Annotated in this window: 20 protein-coding genes and 1 pseudogene; 10 read left to right on the forward strand and 11 right to left on the reverse strand. The window is 54.9% G+C overall.

Annotated elements, in window-relative coordinates; translation table 11 throughout:
• Positions 1–32 precede the first annotated feature (32 nt).
• Complete coding sequence (kdgR, locus tag ACQG0T_RS13295) at positions 33–824, reverse strand: DNA-binding transcriptional regulator KdgR (protein WP_015570299.1); 792 nt, start codon at positions 822–824, stop codon at positions 33–35.
• Between the two features lie 178 nt (positions 825–1,002).
• Between kdgR and ACQG0T_RS13300 the strand changes: the two genes are divergently transcribed.
• On the forward strand, positions 1,003–2,376 hold the full coding sequence (locus ACQG0T_RS13300) for an MFS transporter (protein WP_252051811.1): 1,374 nt from the start codon (positions 1,003–1,005) through the stop codon (positions 2,374–2,376).
• Positions 2,377–2,427: 51 nt separating this feature from the next.
• Here the strand turns inward: ACQG0T_RS13300 and htpX are convergent, their stop codons facing one another.
• From htpX to ACQG0T_RS13320, 4 genes are all read right to left on the reverse strand, one after another.
• A complete protein-coding gene (htpX, locus tag ACQG0T_RS13305; RefSeq protein WP_045348666.1) occupies positions 2,428–3,309 on the reverse strand; it encodes a protease HtpX in 882 nt (293 codons plus the stop codon).
• Positions 3,310–3,502: 193 nt separating this feature from the next.
• A complete protein-coding gene (gene prc / locus ACQG0T_RS13310; protein ID WP_015570296.1) occupies positions 3,503–5,551 on the reverse strand; it encodes a carboxy terminal-processing peptidase in 2,049 nt (682 codons plus the stop codon).
• 19 nt (positions 5,552–5,570) lie between these two features.
• The gene (gene proQ / locus ACQG0T_RS13315) at positions 5,571–6,257 is read right to left on the reverse strand and encodes an RNA chaperone ProQ (RefSeq protein ID WP_271040311.1); all 687 of its coding nucleotides are present in this window, start codon (positions 6,255–6,257) and stop codon (positions 5,571–5,573) included.
• A 96-nt stretch (positions 6,258–6,353) separates the two neighbouring features.
• Positions 6,354–6,851, reverse strand: coding sequence for a GAF domain-containing protein (locus ACQG0T_RS13320; protein WP_006811006.1), 498 nt, complete (start codon positions 6,849–6,851; stop codon positions 6,354–6,356).
• Positions 6,852–6,983: 132 nt separating this feature from the next.
• Between ACQG0T_RS13320 and yebS the strand changes: the two genes are divergently transcribed.
• The 4 genes from yebS (at position 6,984) to ACQG0T_RS13340 (ending at position 12,735) form a co-directional block, all read left to right on the forward strand.
• On the forward strand, positions 6,984–8,267 hold the full coding sequence (gene yebS, locus ACQG0T_RS13325; RefSeq protein ID WP_020480541.1) for a membrane integrity lipid transport subunit YebS: 1,284 nt from the start codon (positions 6,984–6,986) through the stop codon (positions 8,265–8,267).
• A complete protein-coding gene (locus tag ACQG0T_RS13330; RefSeq protein ID WP_017693254.1) occupies positions 8,236–10,869 on the forward strand; it encodes a PqiB family protein in 2,634 nt (877 codons plus the stop codon). Before yebS ends, ACQG0T_RS13330 begins: the two co-directional genes overlap by 32 nt.
• Before the next feature lie 56 nt (positions 10,870–10,925).
• Positions 10,926–12,389, forward strand: coding sequence for a 16S rRNA (cytosine(1407)-C(5))-methyltransferase RsmF (rsmF, locus tag ACQG0T_RS13335; protein WP_023296800.1), 1,464 nt, complete (start codon positions 10,926–10,928; stop codon positions 12,387–12,389).
• A gap of 106 nt (positions 12,390–12,495) precedes the next feature.
• Positions 12,496–12,735, forward strand: coding sequence for a YebV family protein (locus tag ACQG0T_RS13340; RefSeq protein ID WP_003859885.1), 240 nt, complete (start codon positions 12,496–12,498; stop codon positions 12,733–12,735).
• Positions 12,736–12,769: 34 nt separating this feature from the next.
• Here ACQG0T_RS13340 and pphA read toward each other — a convergent pair whose 3' ends face one another.
• Positions 12,770–13,414, reverse strand: a complete 645-nt coding sequence (gene pphA / locus ACQG0T_RS13345) for a protein-serine/threonine phosphatase (RefSeq protein ID WP_015570293.1) — start codon at positions 13,412–13,414, stop codon at positions 12,770–12,772.
• Between the two features lie 167 nt (positions 13,415–13,581).
• On the opposite strand from pphA, the gene ACQG0T_RS13350 reads away from it, so the two are divergent.
• Together ACQG0T_RS13350 and ACQG0T_RS13355 are read left to right on the forward strand one after the other, a co-directional pair.
• Positions 13,582–14,562 carry a VirK/YbjX family protein gene (locus ACQG0T_RS13350; RefSeq protein WP_023296801.1) on the forward strand — a complete coding sequence of 327 codons (981 nt, stop codon included), beginning with the start codon at positions 13,582–13,584 and terminating at the stop codon, positions 14,560–14,562.
• Between the two features lie 45 nt (positions 14,563–14,607).
• A complete protein-coding gene (locus ACQG0T_RS13355; protein WP_017693250.1) occupies positions 14,608–14,805 on the forward strand; it encodes a hypothetical protein in 198 nt (65 codons plus the stop codon).
• 126 nt (positions 14,806–14,931) lie between these two features.
• Here the strand turns inward: ACQG0T_RS13355 and ACQG0T_RS13360 are convergent, their stop codons facing one another.
• From ACQG0T_RS13360 to yobA, 3 genes are read right to left on the reverse strand one after another with little or no spacing between them, the layout of a single operon-like run.
• The gene (locus ACQG0T_RS13360) at positions 14,932–15,270 is read right to left on the reverse strand and encodes a YebY family protein (protein ID WP_003859787.1); all 339 of its coding nucleotides are present in this window, start codon (positions 15,268–15,270) and stop codon (positions 14,932–14,934) included.
• 16 nt (positions 15,271–15,286) lie between these two features.
• On the reverse strand, positions 15,287–16,156 hold the full coding sequence (copD, locus tag ACQG0T_RS13365; RefSeq protein WP_271040312.1) for a copper homeostasis membrane protein CopD: 870 nt from the start codon (positions 16,154–16,156) through the stop codon (positions 15,287–15,289).
• Position 16,157: 1 nt separating this feature from the next.
• Positions 16,158–16,529, reverse strand: a complete 372-nt coding sequence (gene yobA / locus ACQG0T_RS13370) for a CopC domain-containing protein YobA (RefSeq protein WP_023296802.1) — start codon at positions 16,527–16,529, stop codon at positions 16,158–16,160.
• Positions 16,530–16,666: 137 nt separating this feature from the next.
• Here yobA and ACQG0T_RS13375 point away from each other — a divergent pair, with 137 nt between their 5' ends.
• The 3 genes and pseudogenes from ACQG0T_RS13375 to exoX all read left to right on the forward strand — a co-directional run bounded on the left by ACQG0T_RS13375 (position 16,667) and on the right by exoX (position 18,346).
• The gene (locus tag ACQG0T_RS13375; RefSeq protein WP_003859784.1) at positions 16,667–16,897 is read left to right on the forward strand and encodes a DNA polymerase III subunit theta; all 231 of its coding nucleotides are present in this window, start codon (positions 16,667–16,669) and stop codon (positions 16,895–16,897) included.
• A gap of 111 nt (positions 16,898–17,008) precedes the next feature.
• Positions 17,009–17,660 (forward strand): annotated as a pseudogene (locus ACQG0T_RS13380) (nitrilase-related carbon-nitrogen hydrolase).
• A 23-nt stretch (positions 17,661–17,683) separates the two neighbouring features.
• Entirely contained in the window at positions 17,684–18,346 is a 663-nt protein-coding gene (gene exoX, locus ACQG0T_RS13385) for an exodeoxyribonuclease X (protein ID WP_015570288.1), read from the forward strand.
• Here the strand turns inward: exoX and ptrB are convergent.
• Positions 18,328–20,403: an oligopeptidase B gene (ptrB, locus tag ACQG0T_RS13390; RefSeq protein ID WP_023296804.1), complete on the reverse strand. Its 2,076-nt coding sequence runs from the start codon at positions 20,401–20,403 to the stop codon at positions 18,328–18,330. The genes exoX and ptrB overlap by 19 nt on opposite strands.
• 75 nt (positions 20,404–20,478) lie before the next feature.
• A complete protein-coding gene (locus ACQG0T_RS13395; RefSeq protein WP_015570286.1) occupies positions 20,479–21,129 on the reverse strand; it encodes a tellurite resistance TerB family protein in 651 nt (216 codons plus the stop codon).
• Between the last annotated feature and the right edge of the window lie 27 nt (positions 21,130–21,156).

Here is a 21,156-nt window from a genome sequence, read left to right on the forward strand (position 1 = left end):
CAAAAGTGCGGCGTTTCTATTGGTGGCGTCGATCAGAACGGATAATCGTTATAGCCCATCTGCTCTGAAATTTTGCGCGCTGCGGTATGCAGAATCGCCACATATTCATGAAGACGCTCTTCAGAGAAACGCAGCGTTGGGAACGAAATGCTCAGGCCCGCAATGACAACGCCGAAGCGGTCAAACACCGGCACACCGATGCAACGCAGCCCCTCTTCCTGCTCTTCGTTATCTTCCCCGTAACCCTGCTCACGCACTTTATCCAGCACGCTCAGCAGTTCTTCCGTACTGGTAATCGTGCGGTCGGTGCTGCGTTTGTACTCCACCCCGTCAAGGATTTGCTTCACTTCTTCGCGATCGCGCCAGGCCAGCAGTACTTTACCAATTGCGGTGCTGTACAGCGGGTTACGACGACCGATGCGTGAATACATGCGCAGGTTGTACATGGAATCAATTTTGTGGATGTAAACAATACTGTCTTCATCCAGCGCACCGAGGTGAATTGTCTCTTTCGTCAGTCGTGAAAGTTCACGCATCTGAATGTCAGCGCTGCGGATCAGATCCACGTTCTGCAAGGCGCGGGCGCCCAGTTCAAACAGTTTCAGGGTCAGAGAATATTTTTCTGATTCTCCTTCCTGCGCGACATAACCCAATGATTTCATCGTCTGCAAAAAGCGATAAACGGTGCTTTTCGACATCATCACACGCTGCGACAACTCTGTAATACCAATTTCACGCTCTTCTCCGAGCGCCTGCAAGATGCCAAACACCTTCAGCACGGAAGAAACAGAATCTGGCTGCTTATCCAAATCTGCGATTGCCATTTATCACCTCATGGAGAGTGTTTTATAAAAATCAGAACCGGTTTTTATTATAAATTCGTGTTATGCGTGCTGCAATCTATCTGGGTTTACTTCGTTACAAATCTGCGACATAAAACCGAAATAACGATGCTAAAATAGTTACTCTGAAAATAATTTCACGTTGAGCCATTCTTTTCCCATGCAAAAAAACGTTTCTGATGGCCTGCCCTTACCGCAGCGGTACGGGGCAATTGCCACTATTGTCATCGGTATTTCGATGGCTGTCCTTGACGGTGCGATTGCCAACGTGGCTCTTCCTACGATTGCCAAAGACCTTAATGCTTCGCCGGCAAGCTCCATCTGGATTGTAAACGCGTACCAGATAGCGATTGTGATTTCCCTTCTGTCACTCTCTTTCCTGGGCGATATGTTTGGTTATCGCCGGGTTTACCAGTGCGGGCTGGTGGTGTTTACCCTCACCTCGCTCTTCTGTGCCCTTTCAGATTCACTGCACACCCTTACGCTGGCGCGTATCGCGCAGGGCTTTGGCGGCGCGGCGCTAATGAGCGTGAACACGGCCCTGATACGGCTTATTTATCCTCAACGCCACCTGGGGCGCGGCATGGGCATTAACTCCTTTATTGTGGCCGTGTCGTCCGCCGCCGGCCCAACGATTGCCGCCGCCATCCTGTCCGTTGCCTCGTGGCAGTGGCTGTTTGCCATTAACGTGCCGCTGGGCATTGTGGCGTTCTTCTTCGCCCTGCGCTATCTTCCGGAAAATGGTCCGAAAAGTACCATGCCACGTTTCGATCTGCCCAGCGCCGTGATGAACGCGCTGACTTTTGGCCTGCTGATTACCGCGCTGAGCGGATTTGCGCAGGGACAGTCTCTGTCGCTCATTGCCGCAGAAATCGTTGCCATGCTTATCATCGGCTTTTTCTTTGTACGACGTCAGCTGGCGCTGCCCGTGCCGCTACTTCCGGTGGATTTGCTACGTATTCCGCTGTTTTCGCTATCCATTTGTACCTCCATTTGCTCGTTCTGCGCCCAGATGCTGGCGCTGGTTGCGCTGCCGTTCTTTTTGCAGAGCGTGATTGGCCGTTCAGAAGTGGAGACAGGCTTGCTGCTCACGCCCTGGCCGCTGGCAACCATGGTGATGGCCCCGCTGGCCGGTTACCTTATTGAGCGCGTCCATGCCGGGCTTCTGGGGGCGATTGGGCTGGTTGTCATGGCGGTGGGACTGTTTTCGCTGGCGCTCCTGCCCGCCTCGCCGGGGGATCTGGATATTATCTGGCGCATGATCCTGTGCGGGGCCGGTTTTGGTCTGTTCCAGTCCCCTAATAACCACACGATTATCACCTCTGCCCCACGTCATCGCAGCGGTGGCGCCAGCGGGATGCTGGGCACGGCAAGACTGTTAGGGCAAAGCACCGGGGCCGCACTGGTGGCGTTGATGTTTAACCTTTCCGGGCAGAATGCGACACACGTTGCGCTGATTACCGCAGGGACCCTGGCGACCCTCGCGGCTGTCATTAGCGGCCTTCGCGTCACCCAGCCAAAGGCGCAGGCATAAAAAAACCGGGCGGAGAATGGCTCCAGCCCGGTTCTTTTCAACCCGATTACGTTACTTCAGGTATTCGCCGCTACGCAGCGCTTCAATACGTTTATCCAGCGGCGGGTGAGACATAAACAGCTCGCTCAGCGACTTTGATTTGCCGTTGATGCAGAAGGCCATCATGCTGTTTGCTTCCTGCGGCTCGTAGCTGGTTTTAAGGCGTTGCAGCGCAGCAATCATCTTTTCACGACCCACCAGTTTCGCGGAACCGGCATCCGCGTGGAACTCACGATGACGGGAGAACCACATGGTAATGATGCTTGCCAGGATACCGAACACCAGCTCCAGCACCATTGAAACAGCAAAATAGATCAGCGGGTTGCCGTTGCTCTCTTCACCCTCATCACGGTTGCCACCCATAAACCCGGCAGCAATCTGTGCCAGAATACGAGAAATAAAGATAACGAAGGTGTTCACCACACCCTGGATCAGGGTCATGGTGACCATATCGCCATTGGCGATATGGCTGATCTCGTGAGCAATAACCGCTTCCGCTTCGTCACGACTCATGTTTTGCAGCAGACCGGTACTGACGGCCACCAGGGACGCGTCACGACGCGCACCGGTAGCAAACGCGTTAATATCCGGCGCGTGGTAGATGGCTACCTGCGGCATGGCAATGCCCGCCTGTCTTGACTGCTGAGCAACCGTGCTCATCAGCCACTGCTCCATATCGTTACGCGGTTGCTCAATAACTTCACCGCCCACAGATTTCAATGCCATCCACTTCGACATCAGCAGTGAAATGAAAGAGCCACCGAAACCAAACAGCAGCGCCATAATCAACAGACCCTGAACGCTGCTCGACTGAATTCCCGTCAGGCTTAGCACCAGCCCGAATACCACCATCACCGCCAGGTTGGTGAGCAGGAAGAGCGCGATTCGCATCATAATATTCTTTTAACCTCAGTTTAACAAAACGCACTATGCGATTACCCACATCGTATGGGTATTACGGCTATTTTCAAGCATCCAGACGGCGTAAGTCACCAGAAAGACACAACTTTACACAATTGGAAATCCGCCTGACGGAAGGAGGAGGTACATAAAGAAACAGGCACAATTTCTTGTGCCTGTTGGGGGATTATTTTGTCGGAGCAGGTTGCAGAGCGGGTTTCTCTTTTTCCAGCTTCGCGAGATCAAGCGCGATATGCACCGTCTCGTCCAGATACGGATCGGGCTCCTGGTAATCCTTAGGCAGATCGTCCAGTTTTTTGAGCAGAGGCTTGCCTTCACGTTTGAAGCGATCGTTGATACGCGCCAGACGTGTCGCGTCATCTTCATTGTTCTCTTTCTCACGCTGGGCATAGTTCAGAGACACAATGTTCCGTTTCGCTTTCAAAGCGTTGAAACGCGCGATGTCCTTCATGATGTACTGGAATTCCGGATCCTTCCCGATGCGATCGTTGTGATTTTTCAGCAGTTCCGGTCCGAACTGTTTCATATCACCCGATTTCACGAATGTCGCGGCATCAATGCTATCCCACGGCAGCGCGTTATCTTCAAACTTCTCGCCCGTTTCCGTCTCTTCGGTACCTGTCGGCATCATGATATCCGGCGTCACGCCTTTGCGCTGCGTACTGCCGCCGTTGACGCGGTAAAACTTCTGAATAGTGTACTGTACTGAGCCCAGCGCAGGCCACTCAGGGCGCAGCATCTGGTCGTAAATACGGTTCAGAGAGCGGTACTGCTGAACGGTGCCCTTGCCAAACGTCGGTTCGCCGACGATTAATGCCCGGCCGTAATCCTGCATGGCAGCAGCGAAGATTTCCGATGCAGAGGCGCTGAAGCGATCGACCAGCACCACCAGCGGCCCCTTATAGTAGACCACACCATCGGTATCGGCATCTTCACGCACTTTACCGTTGTTATCGCGCACCTGTACCACCGGGCCAGACGGGATAAACAGCCCGGAAAGCGAGACGGCCTCGGTCAATGCCCCGCCGCCGTTGCTGCGCAGGTCAATGATCACGCTGCTGACATTCTGCTTTTCAAGCTTCTGGAGCTGCACTTTCACATCATCGGTCAGGCCGACGTAGAAACCAGGGATATCCAGAACGCCAACCTTCTCTTTACCCACGGTTTTCACCGACATTTTCACCGCGCGATCTTCCAGACGGATACGCTCACGGGTCAGAGTAACGATACGGGTTTTGGTCCCCTTACCGGCTGGCAAGATCTCCAGGCGAACTTTGCTGCCCTTCGGCCCTTTGATCAGCGCAACAACGTCATCAAGACGCCAGCCAATCACGTCCACCATGCTCTTTCCGGTTTGACCCACACCGACAATACGGTCGCCTACGCTGATCGCTTTGCTTTTCGACGCAGGGCCACCGGCCACCATGGAGTTGATTACGGTGTAGTCATCGTCCATCTGAAGCACAGCACCGATACCTTCCAGAGACAGGCTCATTTCGGTATTGAACTGTTCGGTGTTACGTGGAGAGAGATAATTAGTGTGCGGATCAATTTCATGCGCAAACGCGGTCATCGCCAGCGAGAAAACATCTTCACTGTTGGTCTGCGCCAGACGACGAATAGCGAATTTGTATCGACGATTTAACGTCTCACGGATCTCTTTCTCGTCTTTGCCTGTAAGCTTGAGGCTCAGTTCGTCATATTTGACTTTTCCGTCCCACAGCGCATTCAGTTCAGCCTCGTCTTTCGGCCATGGCGCTTTGCTGCGGTCCAGATTAAAGGTGTCGTTGCCGGTGAAGTCCATCGGACGTTCCAGCACTTTCAGCGCGTATTGATAACGCTCAAAACGGCGCTTTTGCGATAAGTTGTACAGATCGTAGAACAGATCGAGCTTTCCGGAGCGCAGCTCATCACCCACTTCGGATTTGCGTTTAGCGAACTGTTCGACATCGCTGGCCAGCAGTACGTTATGGCTGTAATCCAGCAAGTTCAGATAACGGTCAAAGATTTTGGCCGAAAAGGCCTGATCGAGATCGAACTGACGATAGTGCGAACGAGTAAAGCGCGACGTCACGCGCTCACTCACCGTCGCGTGCTGAGTCTCTTCCTTGAGAACCGGAATTTGATCAACACGCGTAATATCGTCCACAGCGAAAGCATGGCCTGTTATAGCAAACAGGCCAGCCAGCGCGGTGAGCTTAAAAAAAGTGTTCATGCCAGGCTCGGCCTCCGTTTCAGAACAACAAGTGTTCTGCGCGTACAATCATTGACATACCAGAAGTCAGCTGTACACGAACGCCATCTTTGGTGATTTCCAGTACGGTGGCGTCCATCGCGTTGTTACCCGCTTTCACCTTCAGAGACTGACCTACGCTCAGCGCATTGATGTCAGAAACTGGGGTGTGGCGCGGCTCTTCGCGCGGCGCACGTGGGGCTTTAGCTGCGGGTTTGTCAGCACGCGGTTTGCGATCGTTATTTTCAGTACGACGCGGTGCCGGGCGCGGTTTACGCTCGCGACGAGGGGCGTCTTCCTGACCGTTTGCCGCTGCGGCTTCGCGTTTTTTCGCCTGCTGTTCCGCACGCTGTGCCTGCACGCGAGCTTTGGCTTCTTCAAGCTGCTTACGCGCATGTTCTACGTGCTGCTCGTCCAGCTCACCGCACGGGTTGCCGTCAAGGTCGACACGGGTCGCACCCGACTTGATACCGTACAGGTAACGCCAGCTCGAGGTATAAAGGCGCAAGGCAGAACGAAGCTGCGTTTTGCTGAGGTTCATCTCCCCCTCAACGCGCGCGACCAGATCCTGAAAGATACCGACTTTCAGAGGACGCGCTTCACCTTCAGCGCTGAAGCACTGCGGGAAACGCTCGGCCAGAAATGCGATAACTTCTTTACTGCTATTCAACTTAGGTTGATTTTCCATGAAATTTCCTGATTACAACGGACGTTGCCAACAAGCGCAGGCATGAACAGGCGACATTATAATGACGCTATCAGTAAATGCTACGTTATCCGTTGATTATCCTGCGACGCTCGCAAAGAATTTATGATAATCGGTCTCTGCCAGAACATTTTCCAGGTTTGCGGCCAGCGCGCGCAGCCCCTGCTCATCCTCGGCAGTAAAGCGGCTGAAGACCGTGCTGTCGATATCCAGAACGCCAATAATCTGATTTTTAACCACCAGCGGCAGTACGATTTCAGAATTGCTGCTGGCATCGCAGGCAATGTGGCCGTCAAACGCATGAACATCTTCGACACGCTGAACCTGACGGGTCGCCACTGCGGTACCGCACACGCCACGACCTACCGGGATGCGTACGCAGGCGAGTTTACCCTGGAAAGGCCCCAGCACCAGCGTGTCACCTTCCAGCAGATAAAAGCCCGCCCAGTTCACGTCAGAAAGGCGTTCGAACAGTAACGCACTGGTATTTGCCAGAGTGGCTAAGAAACTGGTTTCCCCTGCCATTAATGCCTTAAAATCGCGATTCAGATCCGCGTAGAATTCTGTTTTGTTCATTATTCAACCACTTAGTTATCTTACATAGTTACCGCATAGCCTATTAAAATAAGCATTAAATGCGCTCATGCTCAAGATGAATCCGTTCATGAGTTATTATAACTTTCAACAATACTAATCTGTGTGCGACTGATGGCCCTAAAAACACCCCAAATTACGCCGACACGAAAGATCGTTGTCCGTACGGTAAGCCAGGCTCTGCCCCGTGCACATTATCAGCGTTGTCCCCAGTGCGATACGCTTTTTATGTTGCCGAAGATGAAATCGCACCAAAGTGCTTTTTGTCCATGCTGCGATGCCAAAATCCGCGATGGCCGGGACTGGTCATTGACGCGTCTGGCAGCAATGGCGGTCACCATGCTACTGCTGATGCCCTTCGCCTGGACCGAGCCGCTGTTAAAGCTCTACCTGCTTGGCGTGCGTATTGACGCTAACGTGTTGCAGGGGATCTGGCAGATGACGCGCCAGGGCGATCCGCTTACGGCCGCCATGGTGCTGTTCTGCGTCGTTGGCGCGCCGTTGGTGCTGGTCGCGGCAATTGCCTACCTGTGGTTTGGCAACATTCTGGGGATGAACCTGCGCCCTGTCCTGCTCATGCTGGAAAAGCTCAAGGAGTGGGTGATGCTGGACATCTATCTGGTAGGCATTGGCGTGGCCTCCATCAAGGTGCAGGATTATGCGTTTTTACAACCCGGCATTGGACTTTTCGCGTTTATTTCACTGGTCCTGCTGAGTATTTTGACCCTGATTCATCTCAATGTTGAACAGCTTTGGGAGCGATTTTACCCGCAGCGCCCCGCGACCCGGCCTGATGAAAACCTGCGCGTCTGCCTGGGCTGCCATTACACCGGTTTTCCGGATAAACGCGGGAGGTGCCCACGCTGCCACATTCCGTTAAGATTGCGACGCAACAACAGCCTGCAAAAGTGCTGGGCGGCGCTAATCGCCTCCCTGGTATTTTTATTCCCGGCCAACATGCTGCCGATCTCCGTAATTTATGTGAACGGCGCCCGTCAGGAAGATACTATCCTTTCGGGGATTATCTCTCTGGCGCACAGTAACGTGGGGGTCGCCGCCATTGTTTTCATCGCCAGTATTCTGGTGCCCTTTACCAAAGTGGTGGTGATGTTTACGCTGCTTATCAGCATTCACTTTAAATGCGAACAAGGACTACGCACCCGCATCCTGCTTCTGCGATTTGTGACCTGGATTGGTCGCTGGTCGATGTTGGATCTGTTCGTGATTTCGCTGATGATGTCGCTCATCAATCGCGATCAGTTACTTGCTTTTACCATGGGACCCGCAGCTTTTTATTTCGGCTCTGCGGTGATATTGACTATTCTTGCAGTGGAATGGCTGGACAGCCGCTTACTTTGGGACGCACATGAGTCAGGAAACGCCCGCTTCGCCGACTGAAGCGAGAATTAAAACAAAACGCCGCATTTCGCCATTCTGGTTGCTGCCTGTCATCGCGCTGATGATCGCAGGCTGGCTTATCTGGACGAGCTATGAAGATCGCGGAAGTACCATCACGATTGATTTCCAGTCTGCGGACGGCATTGTCGCCGGACGTACCCCCGTTCGCTTCCAGGGGGTGGAAGTGGGTACCGTGCAGGATATTTCCCTTGGCAAAGGGCTGAACAAAATCCAGGTCCGGGCGAGCATTAAGTCTGATATGCAGGATGCCCTGCGTGCCGAAACGCAGTTCTGGCTGGTCACGCCTAAAGCCTCCCTGGCCGGCGTTTCCGGACTGGATGCGCTTGTGGGCGGTAACTATATCGGCATGATGCCCGGCAAAGGTGAGCCACAGGATCACTTTGTTGCGCTGGATACCCAGCCGAAATATCGGCTGAATAACGGCGATTTGATGATCCATCTCCGCGCGCCGGATTTGGGCTCGCTGAACAGTGGTTCTCTGGTCTATTTCCGCAAAATTCCGGTAGGCCGCGTTTACGACTACGCCATTAACCCGAACAAAGATGGCGTGACTATTGATGTACTCATCGAGCGCCGTTTTACCAACCTGGTGAAAAAAGGCAGCCGCTTCTGGAACGTCTCAGGCGTCGATGCCGACCTGAGCTTAAGCGGTGCGAAAGTGAAGCTTGAGAGCCTGGCGGCGCTGGTGAATGGCGCTATCGCCTTTGACTCACCAGCTAACTCCAGCCCTGCCGCCGCAGAAGATACCTTTGGCCTGTACGCCGACCTGGCGCACAGCCAGCGCGGTGTCATCGTCAAGCTGACCCTGCCGGATGCCAAAGGCCTGAAAGCCGGTTCGACCCCGCTGATGTACCAGGGTTTAGAGGTCGGGCAACTGACAAAATTAACCCTCAATGCGGGCGGTTCCGTTACCGGCGAAATGACGGTGGATCCGAGCGTGGTGGATCTCCTGCGGGAAAAAACGCGCATTGAACTGCGTAATCCGAAGCTCTCCCTCAGCGACGCCAGCATCAGTTCTCTGCTGACGGGAAGCACCTTTGAGCTGATCCCCGGCGAAGGTGCGCCGAACAAAAACTTTGTTATCGCGCCGGCGGATAAAGCCCTGCTGCAAAAACCGGGCGTGTTGACGGTTACGCTGAATGCGCCGGAAAGCTACGGTATCGAGGCCGGGCAACCGCTGATCCTGCACGGTGTGCAGGTGGGCCAGGTCCTCGAACGTAAGCTGTCGGAAAAAGGGGTCTCCTTCTCCGCCGCCATCGATCCGCAGTACGGCAACCTGGTCCACGGCGACAGTAAATTTGTGGTTAACAGCCGGGTCGACGTGAAGGTGGGTCTGGACGGGGTTGAGTTCCTCGGCGCCAGCGCCAGCGAGTGGGTTAACGGCGGGATCCGCATTCTGCCGGGCAGCAAAGGTGCGCTGCGCGAGAGTTATCCGCTGTTCGCCAATCTCGACAAAGCCATTGAAAACAGCCTCGGCGACCTGCCGACCACCACGCTGACCTTAAGCGCGGAAACGCTGCCGGATGTCCAGGCAGGCTCCGTCGTGCTTTATCGTAAGTTTGAGGTCGGGGAAGTGATCACCGTTCGTCCTCGTGCGGACGCGTTTGATATCGAACTGCATATCAAGCCGGAGTACCGCAAGCTGCTCACGCCAAACAGCGTGTTCTGGGCTGAAGGCGGCGCGAAAGTGCAGCTCAACGGCAGCGGGCTGACAGTACAGGCCTCGCCTCTCTCCCGTGCCCTGCGCGGTGCGATCAGCTTCGATAACCTGAGCGGCGCGGGCGGCAACATGCGTAAAGGTGACAAGCGGATCCTCTTCCCGTCCGAAACCGCGGCGCGCGCCGTCGGGGGGCAGATTACCCTGCACACCTTTGATGCCGGTAAACTGGCAGAAGGCATGCCCATCCGCTATCTCGGCATTGATATCGGGCAGGTCCAGAAGCTGACGCTGATCACCGCACGCAACGAAGTGCAGGCGACCGCCGTGCTTTATCCGGAATATGTGCAGACGTTTGCCCGGGCAGGCTCGCGCTTCTCGGTGGTTACGCCGCAAATTTCTGCCGCAGGGGTTGAGCATCTCGACACCATACTTCAGCCGTACATTAACGTTGAACCGGGTCGCGGCAACGCGCGTCGTGAATTTGAGTTGCAGGAGGCCACCATCACCGACTCCCGTTATCTGGACGGTTTGAGCATTGTGGTTGAAGTGCCGGAAGCCGGTTCGCTGGGCATCGGTACGCCGGTCCTGTTCCGCGGCATTGAAGTAGGGACAGTAACAAGCCTGACGCTGGGTAATCTGTCCGATCGCGTGATGGTCGGCCTGCGCATCAGCCAGCGTTATCAGCATCTGGTGCGCAACAACTCGGTGTTCTGGCTCGCTTCAGGCTACTCGCTGGACTTCGGCCTGACCGGTGGCGTGGTCAAAACGGGGACCTTTAATCAGTTCATTCGCGGCGGCATTGCCTTCGCGACGCCGCCTGGCACGCCTCTGGCGCCTAAGGCGCAGGCAGGTAAACACTTCCTGCTGCTGGAAAGTGAACCGAAAGAGTGGCGCGAATGGGGAACGGCGCTGCCGCGTTAATCTCGCAGGCTCCGGTGTCAACGCGCCGGAGCCTTTATGTTACACTGCGCACCTGAATGTTTCCCTGTGGTGTGCCCGTGGCTCAAAACTCCGTATTTCTTCCCGAACAATTCCTCGCACAGATGCGCGAGGCGCTTCCAGCTCATCTCTCTTTCGACGATTTCGTTGCCGCCTGCCAGCGCCCTTTGCGCCGGAGTATTCGCGTCAATACGCTGAAAATCAGCGTCGGGGCGTTTCTGGATCTCGTCTCCCCCTACGGCTGGCAATTAACGCCAGTGCCGTGGTGTGAAGAGGGTTTCTGGATCGAACGGGATGACGAGGAGAGCCTGCCGCTCGGCAGCACCGCCGAGCATCTGAGCGGGCTGTTTTATATTCAGGAAGCCAGCTCCATGCTGCCGGTTGCTGCGCTGTTTGCCGACGGGAACCAGCCTGAGCGGGTTATGGATGTCGCGGCGGCGCCGGGCTCTAAAACCACGCAGATTGCCGCCCGGATGAACAACCGCGGCGCGATCCTCGCCAACGAATTTTCCGCCAGCCGCGTTAAAGTCCTGCATGCCAATATCAGCCGCTGCGGGATCCACAACGTCGTGTTAACGCACTTCGATGGTCGCGTGTTTGGCGCTGCCCTGCCGGAAGCCTTTGATGCCATCCTGCTCGACGCGCCATGCTCCGGCGAAGGCGTGGTGCGTAAAGATCCTGATGCGTTAAAAAACTGGTCCGTTGAAAGCAACCTGGAGATCGCCGCCACGCAGCGCGAACTGATCGACAGCGCGTTTCATGCCCTGCGCCCAGGCGGGACGCTGGTTTACTCTACCTGCACGCTGAATCGCGATGAAAATGAGGACGTCTGCCTGTGGCTCAAGCAACGCTATGCGGATGCCGTCGAGTTTCTGCCGCTGGACACCCTCTTCGACTCGGCCAGTCATGCGGCCACGCCTGAAGGCTTCCTGCATGTCTTCCCGCAGATTTACGATTGCGAAGGCTTCTTTGTTGCCCGTCTGCGTAAAACCCGCGCCGTCGCTCCCTTGCCTGCCCCTAAGTTTAAGGTCGGCAACTTCCCGTTCACGCCGGTCAAAGGCCGTGAGGCGGCACAGGCGCAAGCGGCTGCGAGCAAAGTCGGCCTGCACTGGGATGAGAGCCTGCGCCTCTGGATGCGTGACAAAGAGCTGTGGCTGTTCCCGGTCAACATCGAACCGCTGATTGGTAAGGTGCGTTTCTCCCGCCTCGGTATTCGCCTGGCGGAGATCCACAACAAAGGCTATCGCTGGCAGCACGAAGCGGTCATTGCGCTGGCCGGCAGTGAGAACACCTTTGCCCTGACGCATCAGGAAGCGGAAGAGTGGTATCGCGGTCGTGACGTTTACCCGGAAGACGGCCCTTCACAGGATGAAGTCATCGTGACGTATCAGGGCTATCCGCTGGGGCTGGCGAAAAAAGTCGGCTCGCGGCTGAAAAACAGCTATCCGCGCGAACTGGTACGCGATGGCCGCCTGTTTACCGGTAACAACCGCAGCGCCTGAAAAAAAGCGCATTTTTTTACTGGCGATTTCGCTCTCCTTGTCTAGGATCAAAAATGGGTGACTGCACTGGTCATACCAGATTTTGGGCAACAAACCGGAGAGCATTATGACGAAAACCAGCGTACGCATTGGCGCTTTTGAAATCGACGACGCTGAATTGCGCGGCGAATCACAAGGCGAACGAACGTTAAGTATTCCCTGCAAATCCGATCCGGATTTGTGCATGCAGCTGGACGCCTGGGATGCAGATACCAGCGTCCCGGCGATCCTTGATGGGGAACATTCCGTTCTGTACCGTGAGCATTACGACAGTAAAACCGATGCCTGGGTCTTGCGTCTTGCCTGACCCAAAGAGAACCCGCCCGAAGGCGGGTTATTTATTACTGAAGCTGCGCCAGCGTCAGAAAGCCCCCGAATACTGCCCCCGTATCAATGTAGTGCAGATTGTTAAAATCGTAGCGTTTGTCCACAGGCGTATGTCCAAACCAGAAGTGATCCGCACCGCTAATGCCCTGCCCTTTGCCCACCATAAAGCCCATTAGCCGGTCGCGATCCCACAGCACGCGCTGGGCATCCACCGGCTTATGCCAGCCATATTCGGCGGAGGGATAATCCGCATGAGCAATCACGTTCAGACCGTTTTTGCAGGTTATTTCAATAATGTGCGGTAGGTCCCGACACGCATCGAGTAAACCCTTCGCCTGTTTTTGTTGAGCGTCCTTAAGCCCGGTAAACCAGTTACCGCCATTTATCGACCAGAGACTAAAATCATTATTTTCAAGCGCATCTAACGCCATTTGCTCGTGATTACCGCGTACCGCATAAAACCAGTTTTCCTGCATCAGCTGTAAACATTTTACGCTGTCAGGCCCGCGATCGATAATATCCCCCACCGAGATCAGCAGATCCGTATCAGGATTAAAATGCCGTCGTTTCAGCTCATCCATAAGCCACTGATAGCAACCATGAATATCGCTGACAACCCAGACATGACGCCAGTGTTCTCCCTCTATTTTCTGATACATAACGCCTCCTGTAAGAAGTATAACTGCCACAGAAAATGTCATGAGCTGGCGTTGGATTTTGCGAATCCAAACAAACCATAAACCAGCCGGAAATAAAGATCGCTGCGCTATTAATCCCTTATTCCCTGGCCTTTAAAATAGAGCGGAATAAAAAGAGGGATTTTCACGTGTCAAACATACACCTGCAAAACGATGTTTTTTATCCGCATCGCACAAATATTATTTCTGAACTGGTGAGAGGAAAACGCGTTCCCGGCCCAATCTGGCACAAACGTGATTACCGGTTAAAGTTCCTACTGCGCTCGCTTTTATTCTGGTCCTCCACCCATCGCATGCTGGAGGCCCTGTCCGGGCGCGATGATTTCGACAGGCTGCTCACCTCTCAAATTACCTTGCCGAGCAAAACTCACCGCCAGTATCTGATGCGCGGCCTGAACTCAAACGATCGGGCCGATGCTATCGTCAGCCACTATCAGTGGATTGATAGTCTGAAAAACATCGCCCTCGCCCACGCGCTGACCAGCCCGCAAGAGGTGCCGGTTGTCCGGTTCGAGGCAAAAAACGGCGAAATCTATACCGTCCACGCCTCGTCCGCAGGTAAGGCCGAACGCGAAGGCGAAAGCACGCTTTGGCTGCACGACAATGACAATACGCTGCTTGCCAGCCTGACGTTCTGTGTCGCACGCAGTAACGGCCGTACGGTGCTGGTGATCGGCGGCCTTCAGGGTCCACGTCGTCATGTTTCACGGGAGGTGATTAAGCAGGCTACCCGTGCCTGCCATGGGCTTTTCCCGAAACGCGTGCTGATGGAGGTGATCTTCCAGCTTGCCTCACGCTCGAACATTAGCGCGATTTTTGCCGTCAGCGATGAAGGCCATGTTTTCCGCGCGCTGCGCTACCGTCTGAGCAAAGGCCGTCATTTTCACGCCAGCTACGACGAGTTCTGGGAAGGCCTGAACGGAAAGAAACTCTCCCCCTTCTGCTGGCAGTTGCCGCTTCAGATGGAGCGTAAAGCACTGGATGAGATTGCCAGCAAAAAACGCGCCGAATACCGTCGCCGCTTTGCGTTACTTGATGATATTGCGGCTTCCGTACATGCGCGCATTGGTCCCGCAGTCGTCTCAGGCAAAATACAAACAAAAATTTAACAAAACAGCCAAAAAGGACTGGACTTACGCCTGCCGGGTTGTGGTATGTTTGAGGCAGGCGCACAGGAAGTGAACCTTCTGCTGAGACGAAAACCGGATTTTATCGTTTATTTTCAAGCAGATAAAAAGAGACCGAATACGATTCCTGTATTCGGTCCAGGGAAATGGCTCTTGGGAGAGAGCCGTGCGCTAAAAGTTGGCATTAATGCAGGCTCAATCGCCTTGCCCTTTAAGAATAGATGACGACGTCAGGTTTTCCAGTCCACAGTAAAAGTGGTCTGAAAAAAAGCGTCAGAACATCACTAAATGTGAAAAACCGCAGAGCTTTTACAAGCACCTGCGGTTTTTTTTTTACTGGAAACCTGACGGCTAGCAGAGCTTTTCAGCGCGCTCAATAAACGGTGCCAGACTCTTCTTCTGCCCGGGGTTTGCCGGGTCATCTACCTGGATCACGCTGACAGGCTGTCCGTTACTTTTCCCGCTGGCAACCTGCTGCTCCGCCACGTCATTTAACGGATACTGCACGAGCGTACTGGGATTGATGACATACAGCGCGTTACCGGGACGGCAGGTAAGCATGACTTCTTCACGATTAAATGCCCAGTTGTCCTTACCCACTTCAAACCGGCTGACAGTGATGACCTGCGGCGCGGCTAACGCACTGCTGGCACAGGTGAGAAGTAAAAGAGAAAGCAGTGTCTTTTTCATATGTTATTTAACCTTGTCAGAAGGGTTCCCAGGTCGCGAACAGGCTGACGGCCGCCAGTACCAGCGCGCCCAGCACCACCTCTGCCTGTGTCATCCTGATAAAAATCTGTTGTTCCCGCCCGGCCTCCGGGCGAAAGCGTGGCACAAGAAAATACCGATTCGCCAGCGCAATTGCCACCATCATCATGACCAGCGTACATTTGAACAACAACAGCTGGACATAAGGCGCCTGCCACGGCACGTTTATGCCAACAATAAAGAGCGTATTGATTATCCCGGTCAGCAGCACGCCTGCCACGGCGTAATGCCCCACGCGGGAGAAGCGCATCATGGTAAAGATAGCGGCTGGCTGCCAGCGGCCTTTCGCCAGACGCATACAAAACAGCAGCGGCAGTAAACCACCCACCCAGGTCGCGGCGCAGAGCAGGTGAAGCGCATGGTTGAGACGATGCAACGCTCCCGGTGCGCCACCGTTCATCGCGGCATGTCCCACGCCCGCCAGCAGCACCAGCTGCCCCATCGCGAGCAGTAACAGCCGTGAGCCTTTTTGCGGGGTAAGCCATGCAGCGCCCGCCGTCACAGCGGCCAGCACCATTTGCCACAACCAGACGCCGCCAAATTGCGTTCCCAGCACGCTGCGCCAGACCGCCGGACGAATGACATCGCCCCAGCCGTTGCCCATCAACCCACTTTGCAGGCCAAACATCAGCAGAGCCGCTATCAGGCTGATTAAGGCCGCGAGTTTCTGCTGCCGCTGGAAACGCCGGGTCATGAGGCGCTGCAACGAAGACGGCGCAAACCAGACGCTGTAAAGCGCGTTGCCGAAAAGCAGCATCAGCGCAGCAAAATGGATAAAGCGTAACGCGACGTAGCTCAGGGTCAGCATGCTATTTCACGCTAAAGTGATAGCTGCCTTTGGTTTTGTGGCCATCCACGGAGACCACATGCCAGTCCACCGTGTAGGTGCCGGACGTCAACGGTTTCTCAAGAGGAACAATCAGCTTTGCGTTATCCTTCTCGTCACGCTTCACCGCGCCGGTCTGGATCTTGTGCTGCTGTGCGTCCGTCACCACCACGCCGCTGAAGGCAGGCTCAATGCCTTCCGAGAAGTTCAGGGTAATGACCTCTGGCGCCACCGCAACGGTATTTTCCTGCGGGGATTGCTGCTTAAGATGCGCATGGGCCAGAACTGAGGGCGTGATGGCTGAAGAGAGCAGAAAGACCAGCGCGCACGCGACACGGGAAGGGGTAAAATGCATCACAATCATTCCTTTTCGTTATGCCTGAATGCTAAAGAATAACTCTGTATAATTAACGAGTCGAGGAACATCCTTTGCTCCCTTGTCATCGTTGAACAATCGCGGTAACGTTGCCGCCGCAGAAAAAGGAGAAGGAAATGAACGTTAATCTGGCCGCCCTTCCTCAGGACGAGATGGACAAAGTGAATGTCGATCTCGCCGCCGCGGGGGTCGCATTCAAAGAGCGTTACAACATGCCCGTCGTGGCTGAAGTGGTAGAGCGTGAACAACCCGCGCATCTGCGCGACTGGTTTCGCGAACGTCTCATTGCGCATCGCCTCGCCTCCGTCAATCTCTCGCGCCTGCCGTACGAACCTAAAGTTAAATAAGCTTAACGTCTCGTTACACTTCCTTACGCGTTATGTGGCAGGATAAGAAAACCCTGATAAATTTAGGTGTAATCTTAAAATCCCAGCGACTTAGTGTATAAGGAAGTCACGATGTCACGATGGAATATTGCCGCGGCTCAGTATGCCCCGCGGCACAACTGTGTTGATGAGCACGTAAAACATCACCTGCACTTTATTGCCGAGGCTGCATGGCATGGGTGCGATTTGATCGTCTTTCCGGAGCTTTCGCTTACCGGCCCAGGCGGAACATCCTTACCCCCACCCCCTGACGATTTGCAGCTTGCCCCCCTCCTTCACGCCGCCCAGTCACGTTTCATCACGGTGATCCGCCGGTATTACACTCCAGCAACACGGCCAGCGCCAGAAAGGACTCGCGCTTTTCACCCCTAACCTGTCGACCATCCGGCGTTATCCGCAGGGCAACGGTGCGGGTGTTATTCCTGGCGATAAACGGTTAACCATCGTGGATAACCAGGCTGACGCCCCGGAACTGGACCCGGAGGCAACGCTGTTCACCAGCAGCCTGGCCGTGGGCGAGCATCGCTGGCGGCAATCCATCGGTTCGTTACAACGCTTCGCGCACAAGTACGCCATCGCGGTATTAATGGCGAACGCGCGCGGCGGTAGCGCGTTATGGGATGAAAAAGGTCAGCTGATCGTACGTGCGGATAAGGGAGAACTGCTGCTAACCGGTTCTTTAGGCCAACAGGGTTGGCAAGGCGATATCATTCCATTAGGCTAGGCATTTTGGATCAGGAGCGATCAATGCTGCGCGTTATCGATACCGAAACCTGTGATTTGCAGGGTGGAATTGTGGAAGTCGCTTCTGTCGACGTGATTGACGGAAAGATAGTCAACCCCATGAGCCATCTGGTGCGCCCGGATCGTCCCATCAGTGCGCAGGCGATGGCGATACATCGTATTACGGAATCGATGGTGGCGGATAAGCCGTGGATTGAAGAGATCATCCCTCTTTACCACGGTAGCCAGTGGTATGTGGCCCATAACGCCAGCTTTGACCGCCGCGTGCTGCCGGAGATGCCCGGCGAATGGATTTGCACTATGAAGCTGGCGCGCCGTCTGTGGCCGGGGATCAAATACAGCAATATGGCGCTGTATAAGTCGCGTAAACTCAGCGTGCGGACGCCGGAAGGGCTGCATCATCACCGCGCTCTTTACGACTGCTACATCACCGCAGCGCTCCTGATTGATATCATGAATACTTCCGGCTGGACGCCAGACGATATGGCGACCATTACCGGGCGCCCCGCGCTACTGACCACCTTTACGTTCGGAAAATATCGCGGGAAGCCAGTATCGGAAGTGGCGGACAAAGATCCGGGCTATCTGCGCTGGCTGTACAACAACCTCGACAGAATGAGCCCGGAACTGCGCCTGACGCTGAAGCATTATTTAGGCGAAGCCTGAGTCCCCGCCCGGCCTGGCAGCGTATCCTGCGCCAGGCCAATCAAAAAGGCGTACTCCAGCGCCACCCCCTCATAGGATTTAAATCGCCCTGATTTCCCTCCGTGCCCCGAGTCCATATCGGTACACAGCAGCAGCAAATTATCGTCAGTTTTCAGCTCACGCAACTTCGCCACCCATTTCGCGGGCTCCCAGTACTGTACCTGGGAATCGTGCAGGCCGGTGGTCACCAGCATATGCGGATAGGCTTTCGCCTCGACGTTATCGTACGGGCTGTACTCTTTCATGTAGCGATAATAGGTTTCATCCTGCGGGTTCCCCCACTCCTCAAACTCCCCGGTGGTCAGTGGAATGGACTCATCCAGCATGGTCGTCACCACGTCCACAAACGGCACCTGGGCGATAACCCCTTTAAACAGTTCAGGCCGCTGGTTGATCACGGCGCCCATTAGCATGCCCCCGGCGCTGCCCCCCATGCCAAAGCAGAGCTGCGGATCGCCATAACCCTGCGCGATCAGCGCATCGCAAACATCAAGGTAGTCATTAAAGGTATTTTTCTTTTTGAGAAATTTTCCGTCTTCATACCAGTGCTGACCCAGCTCGCCGCCGCCGCGAATATGGGCAATCGCATAAACAAAACCGCGGTCGAGCAGGCTCAGCCTGCTGCTGCTGAAATCGGCGTCCATGCTGGAGCCATAGGAGCCATAGCCATAGACGAGGATGGGGTTTTTACCTTTGTTGAAGTGCGCCTTGTGATAGACGAGCGACACTGGGACTTCAACGCCGTCGCGTGCGGTCACCCACAGGTGCTCACTGCGATAATTTTCCGACTCAAAACCCCGGACCTCAGCCTGTTTAATCACCTGACGCTGCCCGGTGTCCATATCCAGTTCAAACAACGTATCCGGGGTGGTCATCGACGAATAGCCGTACCGCAGGCGGGACGATTCCGGTTCCGGGTTAAAGCCGATCCACGTTACGTAAGCCGGGTCATCGAACGCAATGCCCACCACTTCGCGGGTTTTGCGGTTGATTTGGCGGATACTGGTCAGTCCGCGCTGACGCTCTTCCACCACCAGCCAGTCGGTAAACAGGGTGAACCCCTCCAGCATCACCTGATCGCGCGCGGGAATTAACACTTCCCATTTGCGTTCATCGCGCACTTTGGTTTTATAAAGGCCAAAGTTTTTGCCCTCGCGGTTCGAACGCAGGTAAAAGCTGTGCTGGAAGTGATCCAGGCTGTACTCATGATCTTTACGGCGCGGCAGGAAGCACAGAGGCTGCGCATCCGGCAGCTCTGCATCCAGCAGCAGCACTTCTGAGGTGGTGGCGCTGGAGAGGAAAATGATCACGTAGTGGCGAGACGACGTTTTGTGCAGGCTGACATAGAACGTCTCGTCTTTTTCCTCATACACCAGTTCATCGTCGGCGGAATCGGTCCCCACCGTATGACGCCAGACCTGATAAGGCAGCAGCGTTGAGACATGCTTTTTAACGTAGTAGACCGTTTCTGAATCGTTACCCCAGACGAAATCGGGGGAGACATTATCCAGCATTTCGGGATACCAGTTTCCCGTTTCAAGATTGCGGAAACGCAAACCGTACTGGCGGCGGGAGAGGTAATCCTCAGCCAGCGCCATAATGGCGTTATCGGGGGAAATGGACATGCCGCCCAGCGTATAAAACTCACTGTGGGCCGCACGTTTGTTGGCATCCAGCAGGATCTCCCATTCATCCCACTCGGCGCTCAGCACAGACTGGCGCTGGTAGATGGGATATTCGTTTCCCGGCTCATAAATATGGCGATAGCGATAACCGTTTTTGCACCACGGGGCAGAGACATCACGCTGGGGGATACGCTGCACCATTTCCTTCAGAAGTTGATCCTGAAGCGCCTGCTGGCTGGCCATGACCTGGCGGCCATAGTCGTTTTCCTCGTGCAGATAGTCCAGCACTTCTGGCCGGGAACGAGAATCGTCCCGCAGCCAGTAGTAGTTATCTATACGCGTATCGCCATGCGTGGTGATCGCATAAGGAGTACGTCGGGCTTTTGGAAGCATGGCATTCTTACTTTTTCGTTTTACATCCTATAAGGTTGGCAAAACACGCGTATGATGCAAGCGAAACATGGCCTTCTAGCCCACGAGGGTCTGCTTCTGCTGCTGAATATCCTGCTCAATTCCCTCACGAACGTCCTGTGGGATCTTCAGCGCATCGCCCAGGGCGTTCAGGTAGCTGCGCTCCATAAAGTGATCGATATCGATGGCGGCACAGCTCAGAAAATAGAGTTCCAGCGCCTCTTCTTCGTTTTTCACGCTTTGCGCCAGACGCTGCGGATCAAGCGGCTGTTCGATGGCCTGCGCCACCAGCGCCCTGCCCTGCTCCTCAACGCCCGCTTCCCGCATCTGCTGTTCAATTGCGGCACGTTCACTGGCATCAATATGCCCGTCGCTCTTGGCCGCAAAGACCAGGGCGAGGATCAACCGCTCGGTGCGTAAATCTAACGGCGATACCTGCTTCCCGTACTGCGGTTCATCCTGATGCGCGCTGCGCACCTTGTCTTTGTATTTGTTCCATAAGACGGAGCCTGCAATAGCCCCTCCGCCCGCCAGCAGCGCGCCGGTACCGTATTTGGTAAGCAGTTTCCGCGATGATTTATTGGCAACCAGCAAACCGGCCAGCCCGCCGAGCGCACCCGGCACCAGCAGCTTGCTCAGACCCTGCTCGCCGGACGACGAGCCTTTTTGTCCCAACAGGGATTGCAGTTGATTCATCCAGCCTGACATATTTTTCCTCACGTAACAGTGCGTAAC

Source organism: Enterobacter cloacae complex sp. 302F9 (genome assembly GCF_050030335.1).
GTDB classification, from domain to species: Bacteria; Pseudomonadota; Gammaproteobacteria; order Enterobacterales; family Enterobacteriaceae; genus Enterobacter; species Enterobacter hormaechei_C.

Excerpts from the sequence above, each read along its gene's own strand:
- kdgR (WP_015570299.1), bottom strand. The coding sequence starts at position 824 with ATGGCAATCGCAGATTTGGATAAGCAGCCAGATTCTGTTTCTTCCGTG.
- ACQG0T_RS13300 (WP_252051811.1), top strand. The coding sequence starts at position 1,003 with ATGCAAAAAAACGTTTCTGATGGCCTGCCCTTACCGCAGCGGTACGGG.
- htpX (WP_045348666.1), bottom strand. The coding sequence starts at position 3,309 with ATGATGCGAATCGCGCTCTTCCTGCTCACCAACCTGGCGGTGATGGTG.
- prc (WP_015570296.1), bottom strand. The coding sequence starts at position 5,551 with ATGAACACTTTTTTTAAGCTCACCGCGCTGGCTGGCCTGTTTGCTATA.
- proQ (WP_271040311.1), bottom strand. The coding sequence starts at position 6,257 with ATGGAAAATCAACCTAAGTTGAATAGCAGTAAAGAAGTTATCGCATTT.
- ACQG0T_RS13320 (WP_006811006.1), bottom strand. The coding sequence starts at position 6,851 with ATGAACAAAACAGAATTCTACGCGGATCTGAATCGCGATTTTAAGGCA.
- yebS (WP_020480541.1), top strand. The coding sequence starts at position 6,984 with ATGGCCCTAAAAACACCCCAAATTACGCCGACACGAAAGATCGTTGTC.
- ACQG0T_RS13330 (WP_017693254.1), top strand. The coding sequence starts at position 8,236 with ATGAGTCAGGAAACGCCCGCTTCGCCGACTGAAGCGAGAATTAAAACA.
- rsmF (WP_023296800.1), top strand. The coding sequence starts at position 10,926 with ATGTTTCCCTGTGGTGTGCCCGTGGCTCAAAACTCCGTATTTCTTCCC.
- ACQG0T_RS13340 (WP_003859885.1), top strand. The coding sequence starts at position 12,496 with ATGACGAAAACCAGCGTACGCATTGGCGCTTTTGAAATCGACGACGCT.
- pphA (WP_015570293.1), bottom strand. The coding sequence starts at position 13,414 with ATGTATCAGAAAATAGAGGGAGAACACTGGCGTCATGTCTGGGTTGTC.
- ACQG0T_RS13355 (WP_017693250.1), top strand. The coding sequence starts at position 14,608 with ATGTTTGAGGCAGGCGCACAGGAAGTGAACCTTCTGCTGAGACGAAAA.
- ACQG0T_RS13360 (WP_003859787.1), bottom strand. The coding sequence starts at position 15,270 with ATGAAAAAGACACTGCTTTCTCTTTTACTTCTCACCTGTGCCAGCAGT.
- copD (WP_271040312.1), bottom strand. The coding sequence starts at position 16,156 with ATGCTGACCCTGAGCTACGTCGCGTTACGCTTTATCCATTTTGCTGCG.
- yobA (WP_023296802.1), bottom strand. The coding sequence starts at position 16,529 with ATGCATTTTACCCCTTCCCGTGTCGCGTGCGCGCTGGTCTTTCTGCTC.
- ACQG0T_RS13375 (WP_003859784.1), top strand. The coding sequence starts at position 16,667 with ATGAACGTTAATCTGGCCGCCCTTCCTCAGGACGAGATGGACAAAGTG.
- exoX (WP_015570288.1), top strand. The coding sequence starts at position 17,684 with ATGCTGCGCGTTATCGATACCGAAACCTGTGATTTGCAGGGTGGAATT.
- ptrB (WP_023296804.1), bottom strand. The coding sequence starts at position 20,403 with ATGCTTCCAAAAGCCCGACGTACTCCTTATGCGATCACCACGCATGGC.
- ACQG0T_RS13395 (WP_015570286.1), bottom strand. The coding sequence starts at position 21,129 with ATGTCAGGCTGGATGAATCAACTGCAATCCCTGTTGGGACAAAAAGGC.